The following is a 2,048-nucleotide window of genomic DNA, read 5'->3' on the forward strand; positions in this document are numbered from 1 at the left end:
CGCCGTCATCGAGCGACCGTCATGCGACAGCCGCACCGAGACTTCGGCTTGAGCATCGGTGCCTTCGGTGACGGCATGGACCTGGTACAGCTCGAGCTTGGCCTCGTGCGGCACCAGGCGCTTGATGCAGTTGAACACCGCGTCCACCGGACCGTTGCCCTCGGCCTCCTCGATCTTGATCTGGCCGTCGACGTCGAGCTTCATGGTCGCGCGCTGCGGGCCATGGGTGCCGGCGATCACGGTCAGCGAGGTCAGCTTGATGCGGTCGTGGGAGGCCGCCATCTCCTCGTCGACCAGCGCCTCGATGTCCTCGTCGTAGATGTCCTTCTTGCGGTCGGCGAGCGCCTTCATCCGCGTGAACGCATCTTCCAGCTGGTTGGGGCCGAGCTTGTAGCCCATCTCCTCCAGCTTGTGCACGAAGGCATGGCGGCCGGAATGCTTGCCGAGCACCAGCGAGGACTGCTTCAGGCCGACCATCTCGGGCCGCATGATCTCGTAGGTGGAGGCGTCCTTCAGCACGCCGTCCTGGTGGATGCCGCTCTCATGCGCGAAGGCGTTGCGGCCGACGATGGCCTTGTTGTACTGCACCGGGAACGAGGTCGCCGCCGACACCACCTTCGAGGCGCGGGTGAGCTGCGTGGTGTCGATCTTGTTCCACCACGGAAACACGTCGTTGCGGACGTTGATGGCCATCACGACTTCCTCGAGCGAAGCGTTGCCGGCCCGCTCGCCGATGCCGTTGACGGTGCATTCGATCTGGCGCGCACCGCCGGCGATGCCGGCCAGTGAGTTCGCCACCGCCATGCCGAGGTCGTTGTGGCAGTGAACCGAAAACACCGCCTTGTCGGAATTCGGTACCCGCTCGATCAGCGTCTTCATGAAGCGGGTGTATTCGTCCGGCGTGGTGTAGCCGACGGTGTCCGGGATGTTCACCGTAGTGGCACCGGCCTTGATCACGGCCTCGACGATGCGGCAGAGGAAATCCATCTCGCTGCGGGTGGCATCTTCGGCCGACCATTCGACGTCGTCGATCTGGTTGCGGGCGCGGGTGACATTGGCAATCGAGAGCTCCATCACCTGCTCGGGCGTCATGTTCAGCTTGACACGCATGTGCAGCGGCGAAGTCGCGATCACGGTGTGGACGCGGCCGCGCCTGGCGAATTTCACCGCTTCGGCGCAGCGGTCGATGTCCTTTGGATTGGCACGCGACAGGCCGGCGATGACGGCGTTCTTGGAGCGGCGGGCGATCTCGCTGACCGCCTGGAAGTCGCCTTCGGAGGTGATCGGGAAGCCGGCTTCGATGACGTCGACGCCCATATCATCCAAGAGCTCGGCGACCTCGAGCTTTTCCTCGAAGGTCATGGTGGCGCCGGGGCACTGCTCGCCGTCGCGCAGCGTGGTGTCGAAAATGATGACGCGGTCCTTATCGGACTTGTTCACGGGGGCCATTGCAAATTTCCTTTTGAGCTTTTGCGCCGTTCAATGCTGGGCGCTTGAGGTGTCCGGTGATCTCGACCAACCCCTGAGCGCCCAGGCGCGTGGCGCCCAGCCGGCCCTCAGGGGCAAGTAAGAAGAAGCCCGCCAAGAAGGAGGGTGGGCAGCAGCGCGGCCGGGATCGTGGCGGCGGCCAGAGCCACCTCCCCCGAAATCCCATCGATTTGGCCGCGAATCAGCATTGCCAGACCCTTTTGAGCCCTCAAATCCTCGGTCAAAACCGTTGACGGTTGGTTGCCAGGAGGCCCAATGCGGTTGTTTCTAGACGAGAAACAGGCGCAACTGCAACGCCAAAAGATGGTCAGGGGAACTGACCTACCATTGGACGCGAGCTTGCTCCCGGCTATTGGGAAAAGCGAAACGAAGCCACGTCATTGGTGTCGTCCTGGCGAACACCAGGACCCATAGCGCGAGGTCCGTCCGTGGAGACCGATTGCAGTACAAGACGAGCCTTCGCCAAACCACTCCCTGGGGTAATGGGTCCTGGCGTTCGCCAGGACGACGATGGGACACATTTGCGCACAATCGCTTCAACGCCGTCATTGCGAGCGCAG

The 2,048-nt window shown here is 63.1% G+C and carries 1 protein-coding gene; it reads right to left on the reverse strand.

What is annotated here, in order from left to right:
* A partial coding sequence (locus tag AC1D00_RS38430) for a 2-isopropylmalate synthase (protein ID WP_477014267.1) occupies nucleotides 1-1,449 on the reverse strand: 1,449 nt, incomplete at its 3' end.
* Nucleotides 1,450-2,048: the final 599 nt, after the last annotated feature.

The sequence above is a fragment of the Bradyrhizobium sp. P2_E8 genome, from assembly GCF_056403875.1.